The organism is Lysinibacillus sp. (assembly GCF_032093475.1).
Taxonomy (GTDB): Bacteria; Bacillota; Bacilli; order Bacillales_A; family Planococcaceae; genus Lysinibacillus; species Lysinibacillus irui.
Genome location: NZ_DAMDAY010000175.1, coordinates 1 through 6798, shown reverse-complemented (window position 1 = coordinate 6798; position 6798 = coordinate 1). Strand labels below are relative to the sequence as shown.

The 6798-nt window shown below is 37.1% G+C and carries 7 protein-coding genes; 4 read left to right on the top strand and 3 right to left on the bottom strand.

Annotation, left to right across the window (positions count from 1 at the left end):
- The 4 genes from RT445_RS22485 to RT445_RS22470 form a co-directional block, all read left to right on the top strand.
- Positions 1 to 875, top strand: an 875-nt coding sequence (locus RT445_RS22485) for a cysteine desulfurase family protein (protein WP_313471604.1), incomplete at its 5' end; no start/stop codon positions are given.
- 74 nt (positions 876 to 949) lie between these two features.
- Complete coding sequence (mnmA, locus tag RT445_RS22480) at positions 950 to 2074, top strand: tRNA 2-thiouridine(34) synthase MnmA (RefSeq protein WP_312506734.1); 1125 nt, start codon at positions 950 to 952, stop codon at positions 2072 to 2074.
- 75 nt (positions 2075 to 2149) lie between these two features.
- Entirely contained in the window at positions 2150 to 2809 is a 660-nt protein-coding gene (locus tag RT445_RS22475; protein ID WP_274793877.1) for a tetratricopeptide repeat protein, read from the top strand.
- Between the two features lie 164 nt (positions 2810 to 2973).
- Positions 2974 to 4410, top strand: a complete 1437-nt coding sequence (locus RT445_RS22470) for a DHA2 family efflux MFS transporter permease subunit (protein WP_312506733.1) — start codon at positions 2974 to 2976, stop codon at positions 4408 to 4410.
- A gap of 84 nt (positions 4411 to 4494) precedes the next feature.
- Here RT445_RS22470 and RT445_RS22465 read toward each other — a convergent pair whose 3' ends face one another.
- The 3 genes from RT445_RS22465 to hisA form a co-directional block, all read right to left on the bottom strand.
- Positions 4495 to 5223 carry a GTP pyrophosphokinase gene (locus tag RT445_RS22465; RefSeq protein ID WP_274793875.1) on the bottom strand — a complete coding sequence of 243 codons (729 nt, stop codon included), beginning with the start codon at positions 5221 to 5223 and terminating at the stop codon, positions 4495 to 4497.
- A 214-nt stretch (positions 5224 to 5437) separates the two neighbouring features.
- Complete coding sequence (locus RT445_RS22460; protein ID WP_274793874.1) at positions 5438 to 5725, bottom strand: hypothetical protein; 288 nt, start codon at positions 5723 to 5725, stop codon at positions 5438 to 5440.
- Complete coding sequence (hisA, locus tag RT445_RS22455) at positions 5722 to 6489, bottom strand: phosphoribosylformimino-5-aminoimidazole carboxamide ribotide isomerase (RefSeq protein WP_312506732.1); 768 nt, start codon at positions 6487 to 6489, stop codon at positions 5722 to 5724. The genes RT445_RS22460 and hisA overlap by 4 nt, the downstream gene beginning before the upstream one ends.
- Positions 6490 to 6798 lie beyond the last annotated feature (309 nt).

Genomic DNA, 6798 nt, shown 5'->3' with positions numbered 1-6798 from the left:
AACACATTATTACAACTCAAGTTGAGCATCATGCGGTGTTACATACTTGTGAAAAACTTGAACGGGAAGGCTTCGACGTGACCTATTTACCAGTAGACCAAATGGGACGTGTAGCGGTGGAGGATGTCCAAAAAGCACTCCGTGAAGATACCGTTTTAGTAACGATTATGTATGGTAATAATGAGGTAGGTACGATTCAGCCTATTGCGGAAATTGGTGAGCTATTGCGTAATCATCAGGCTACATTCCATACAGATGCTGTACAGGCTTATGGCTTAGAGGCGATAGATGTAGACCAATTACAAGTTGATTTATTAAGTGTATCCGCTCATAAAATCAATGGTCCTAAAGGAATTGGATTCCTTTACCAAAAGACGGGCACACCGTTAGCGAGTTATGCTTTAGGAGGCGCACAAGAGAAAAAACGTCGCGCAGGTACTGAAAATATACCAGCTATTATTGGTTTTGCAAAAGCTGTACAAGTTGCAAATGAGTTGCGTGAAGAAAAGCGTTCACTATACAATCACTTTAAGCAAATTATGCTTGATGTTTTTTCACAGGAAAAGTTAGCGTTCCATGTGAATGGCAATGAGGAGCAGTCATTACCGCATATTCTAAATATCAGTTTTGATGGCATGGAAGTAGAATCATTTTTAGTAAATCTTGATATAGCAGGAATTTGTGTATCGAGTGGATCGGCATGTACTGCTGGATCAATTGATCCATCACATGTGTTAGTTGCTATGTTTGGACAAGGTTCAGAGGAATTAAGAAACTCCATTCGATTTAGCTTTGGTCAGGATTTAACGGAAAATGATATTCGACGTGCAGCTGAGAAGACGGCACAAATTGTGAAAAAACTAGCTAAAAAATAATTTGCGAAACGAATGTTATGTTCTACAAATTTTGAAGAACGAACTGTAAATAGATAAAAGAAAAGGTGAACACAATGAAAGAAACACGTGACCCCTCACAAATTCGCGTTGTTGTCGGCATGTCTGGTGGGGTTGATTCCTCGGTAGCTGCATACTTGTTAAAACAACAAGGGTATGAAGTAATCGGGATCTTTATGAAAAACTGGGATGATACGGACGAAAACGGTGTTTGTACAGCAACAGAAGATTATGATGATGTGATAAAAGTATGTAATCAAATAGGTATCCCATATTATGCCGTTAATTTCGAAAAACAATACTGGGATAAAGTTTTCACATACTTTTTAGAAGAATATAAAGCAGGACGTACTCCGAACCCTGATGTAATGTGTAATAAAGAGATTAAATTTAAAGCATTTTTAGAGCATGCCATGAACCTTGGCGCTGATTACTTAGCAACAGGTCACTATGCACGTATTGACCGCAGAGATGACGGGGAAGTCAAAATGTTACGCGGTGTTGATGACAATAAAGATCAAACATACTTTTTAAACCAACTATCACAGGAGCAATTATCTCACGTCATGTTCCCTATTGGTGATATTGAGAAAAAAGAAGTGCGTAAAATTGCAGAAGAAGCAGGATTAGCAACTGCAAAGAAAAAAGATTCAACGGGCATTTGCTTTATCGGAGAACGTAATTTCAAAGAATTTTTAAGTCAATATTTACCAGCTCAACCTGGCAAAATGGAAACGATGGATGGCGTTGTGATGGGACAGCATGATGGTTTAATGTACTATACACTTGGTCAACGACATGGTCTTGGAATTGGTGGAGATGGTGAGCCATGGTTTGTATTAGGAAAAGATTTAGAGCGAAATGTTCTACTTGTAGGACAAGGATTTGACAACGAGTATTCATACTCTACATCTTTAACTGCTGTGAAAATGAATTATACTTCGACAAAAAAATTGCCTGGGAAATTTTCATGTACAGCAAAATTCCGTTACCGTCAAACTGATACTCCAGTAGAAGTTGAAGTTTTACCAGATGGCCGTGCTCATATTATTTTTGCTGAGCCTGTTCGTGCTATCACTCCTGGACAAGCAGTTGTTCTTTATGATGGAGAAGAATGTATGGGTGGCGGAACAATTGACGAAGTCTTTAAAGGTAATGAAAAACTAACATATGTTGGATAGTTTGCGTTAAGACTGCTTTTACTGCCTCTTGGCTTCATAGAAGCAGTCTTTCGCTACATAAGAGGTGAAGAACGAATGAATTTTAATGAACAAGGCATTCAAGCATTTCAAGAAAAACGTTATGAGGATGCTGCACAATTATTTACAAAAGCAATTGAAGCAGAGCCAGAAAATGCTATTGGATATGTGAATTTTGGGAATCTATTAGCGGTGCTCGAAGATACAGAACGTGCTGAGCGTTTCTTTCAGAAGGCCATTACTGTGGATGAAACAGCGGCTACAGCTTATTATGGTTTAGCCAATCTATATTACAATGCAGAACGCTATAATGAAGCAGTGAAGCTTTACGAGCAAGCATTAAAGCATCATATTGAAGGCGCGGATGTCTATTATATGATGGGCAAATGTTTTGAACGCATGGAAAATTCAAAATTGGCATTGCCTTATTTACAACGTGCCGTGGAGCTTGCTCCCGAAGATACACAGATTCGATTAGCCTATGCCATTGTGCTATGTGCGTTAGAAATGTTTGAGGAAGGGAAGAAGGAACTGGATCTTTTAATTGAGCAGGATTGGAATAATGCAGATGCACACTATAATTTAGGTGTACTGTATGCCGTGTCCACAGAACAAACAGAAGATGCGATGTATCATTTGAAACAAGCATTTACATTAGAGCCAGAATATGATCAAGCACGTTATATTTACGATATGATTGCACAACGATTTAACTAATACATGCTAAGCAGCAAGAGTCGAATTGACAACTTGCTGCTTTTGTATTTTATCTCAATCGGTGGTGTTACCGTCAATCTATTACATAAAAATAATCCCTTCCTCTTTTCTTTTCAGTTCAAACTTGGTAATGTATGTCATGCAGGAAAGGAAAAGGTGACAAAATGAATAAAGTATTTACTGCACTATTACTTGTAACAGCACTTGCTGCCATTGAAGGTACCATTGTTAGTACAGCCATTCCAAGTATTACCGCTGATTTATTAGGAGTTGACTTAATAAGCTGGATATATTCCGCTTATTTACTGGCTTCTGCAATTGCCGCCATTATCTTTGGAAAGCTAGCCGATTTATTTGGTCGCAAACGGATGATTATTATCGGAATCATTATTTTTTTAACGGGTTCCATGCTATGTGGCTTAGCACAATCGATGGAGCAATTAATTGTATTTCGTGCGATCCAAGGGATTGGTGCAGGTTCCATTTTACCAATCACATTAACGATGGTTGGAGAGCTGTTTAAATCTGAGAAAGAACGTGCCAAAGGACAAAGCTATTTAAGTATGGTATGGGGCGTGTCTGGCGTGGTTGGTCCTTTATTTGGTGGCTTTATCGTTGACCAAGTGTCATGGCATTTTATCTTTTTCATTAACATCCCATTCGGCTTAGCTTCTATTTATTTAATAGCTAAACATTATAAGGAACAGCTTGAGGCCGTAAAGCGTAAAATTGATTACCTCGGTGCTATGTTATTTACTATTGGTATGGTGGCGTTGTTATTTGTCATAATTGAAAACAGCAAAACGCAGGCTTGGTTATCAAGTCAATCAATTCTTATGTATGGAATCGCAGCTATATTCTTAGGTGTTTTTATTTGGGTAGAGCTACGAGCTGAAGAACCCATTATTCCATTAACACTGTTTAAAAATGGTCGACTCATGGTCATTAATGCCTTAACATTAAGCGCAATGTCTATTGTCATTGGTGTAACAGTTTATATACCGATATTTGCACAAAGTGTTCTTGGAAAAAATGCAACACAAGCAGGCTTAATATTAACACCGATGTCAGTTTTCTGGACGGTGAATTCCATTTTGGCTGGTTATTTAATTGGACGTTTAACGAATAAGCGCATTATTCAAATGGGAACGATTTTGCTTGTTATAGGTACACTATTGCTTGCAAGATTATCTGAAGGCTCCAGTGATTTCAGTGCCTATTTTGGTTCCTCCTTAATTGGATTGGGTATGGGCTTTATTATGCCGATGTTAATGATTTCAATCCAAAAGGTTGCCAATCCAAAGCAACTTGGTATATCTATAGGTTTGAACTCATTTACCAATACATTTAGTCAAGCAATGGGCGCAGCTCTATTTGGGATGATTTTTAACCTTGCTACGAGTGAAAAAATGGCTTCATTGGGCAAAGGTGAAATTCAATTAAATGGGGAATTTGCAAAAGGTGGCTTTAGTCTAGAAGAAATTAGCTTTTTAAAGGAAACTATTGCAAATGGTGTAAGCTATGTATATATAGCTACCCTTATTTTTGCAGTTTGTACCCTGATTTTCTCTTTCTTTGTAGCAACAAAGTCCAAAGCATAGTTTAATTGGAAAATCCACTTGACCTTCTGCGGGAAGGAACATGATTTATTTTTCTCGCAGAACACCAAGTGGATTTTTATCATCTTATTCTTTATTTTTGCTAGGAAATTCTGCTAAATAGTTAGCTAAATGAGAGATAGGGGTACTATCTAACAATGAAGGCTCAGTCTCATTTTCTTTTAAAATATTGATTTCTTTATTTAGTCGTTCCATTTTTCGATCTAACTCAGCTGCTTGTAGGGCGGCTTCTTTTAATTCAATTCGTATATGCTCGGGTACTTCTTTGTTATATTTATAATAAATTTTATGTTCCAAGCTTGCCCAGAAATCCATTGCTATTGTACGAATTTGGATTTCTGTATAAACCTTTTCCATATGGTCTGACATAAAGATCGGGATTTTAATAATGAGATGTAAGCTTTGGTAACCATTTTCTTTTGGATGGGCAATATAATCTTTTACCTCTACAACCTCTATGTCATGCTGCGCCTGTAACATGGCGCTTACCTTGTAAATATCCTCTACAAAAGAACAGGTGATCCGAGCCCCTGCTATATCACGGATGTTTTCACGAACGGCTTCCATTGAAGGAGGAAGCTCTTTTTTCATCATCTTCGCTAAAATACTTTTTGGTGTTTTTACACGTGTCGATATATGCTCAATTGGATTATATTCGTGTATTAACTTAAATTCTTCTTGTAAGATATTAATTTTCGTCTCCACTTCTTGTAGGGCAAATTTATAGGCTAAAAAGAAGCGTGTGAGTTCAGTTTGAAATGACTTTAAAGAGTTTACTTCAAATTCGGTTTTCATACCTCATAAATCCTTTCTCTTAGTAAAATACTTATTATTTGTGCGATGGTTCGTTTATGTAGCTTTTAATGTAGTAGGCGATGATACTCCAATACGCTTATATGCTATACAATATAGAACTCCCATTACAAATAAAAGGTTTCAGAAAGACAAGAATGGATTAATAGGATGAGAAGTGGGGATTAAACAATGGGGAATGAGTTGCCCCTTTATTTTAACTAATAATTTCAGCATTTAAGTTATAACGCTTATTAAACTCATCTACAAAAACTTGTAAATCTATATAGGTTCCAATATAAGGTTCGGTTTCTTGATCACGTAAGAAGCCACATGTAGCCTTTAATGATTTTGAAAACTCTAGTAACATTTGCTCGTTATCCAGTTGTACGTGAATCGCAAGAGAATCGTCTTTTTTATTAACCTTGAAATATTTTCCGTCAATGATACGTTCTAAATTCGTTTCTTGAAAAGGGAAAACAAAATCCTTATAAATTAGCTTCACAAAATCCCGTCCTTTTTACAATATTTCACTACATCTGTATATGGTAAATCTCCGCCAAAAAGAGAGAGGGCACTTCCGATGGTCACATGCAGTTTTCCGTTGGCTAATAGGTTAAATTTTTCTAAGTCTTCAACTGAACGAACACCGCCAGCGTAAGTGGTTGGGATGGAAGTCCAAGCAGCTAAATCCCGTACCAAACTTTCTTGCATTCCGCCTTTTTTCCCTTCCACATCAACAGCGTGAATTAAAAGTTCATCACAAAACTGCTCAATATAGGCTATGGACGTTGCATTGACTTCGAAATGACTAAATCTGGTCCATTTATCTGTTACGACAAACCACTTTCCATCACGCATCTTACAACTGAGGTCAATGACGAGACGTTCTTTACCAATTAATTGGTTTAAATGTTTTAAACGTATTAAATCTAGCTGACCATCATGAAAAATATAGGATGTGACAATGACATGTGAAGCCCCTGCATCTATAAATTTTTGTGCATTTTCAGCTGTAATGCCACCGCCAATTTGTAAGCCTTGGGGGTAGGCAGCTAAAGCAGCTAAAGCGGCTTCTTCATTTCCTGAACCAAGCATGATGACGTGACCACCCGTTAACTGATCTTTTGCAAACAGTTGAGCAAAGTAGCTAGCATCATGATTAGAAATATAATTTTCTACGACGGCTTGATCCGTATACCCTAGAGTGCTCCCGACAATTTGTTTTACTTTGCCTTCATGTAAATCGATGCAAGGTCTAAATTCCAATGACTTCACAATCCTTCCGTGCTACTAATTCATATTCATCATAGCATGGAACGATAGTAAAAGGCGGAGAATTGTCATTTGTCAAAATAATGTAAAAATAAAGAGAGGAAAACATTTTTCTCTACGATATTTTTCCTAGGCTATGGTAAAATAAAAAGATTGAAAACAATTAAGAAAGGACGATCCGAACATGACAGATCATTTAGATTTATTCGAGCTCAATAAATTTTTTATACTCGGACGTCCAATCGTCTCCATTTTTCATAATGCACAAAATATGTATTCGATTGTACGTGTGAAAATTCAAGA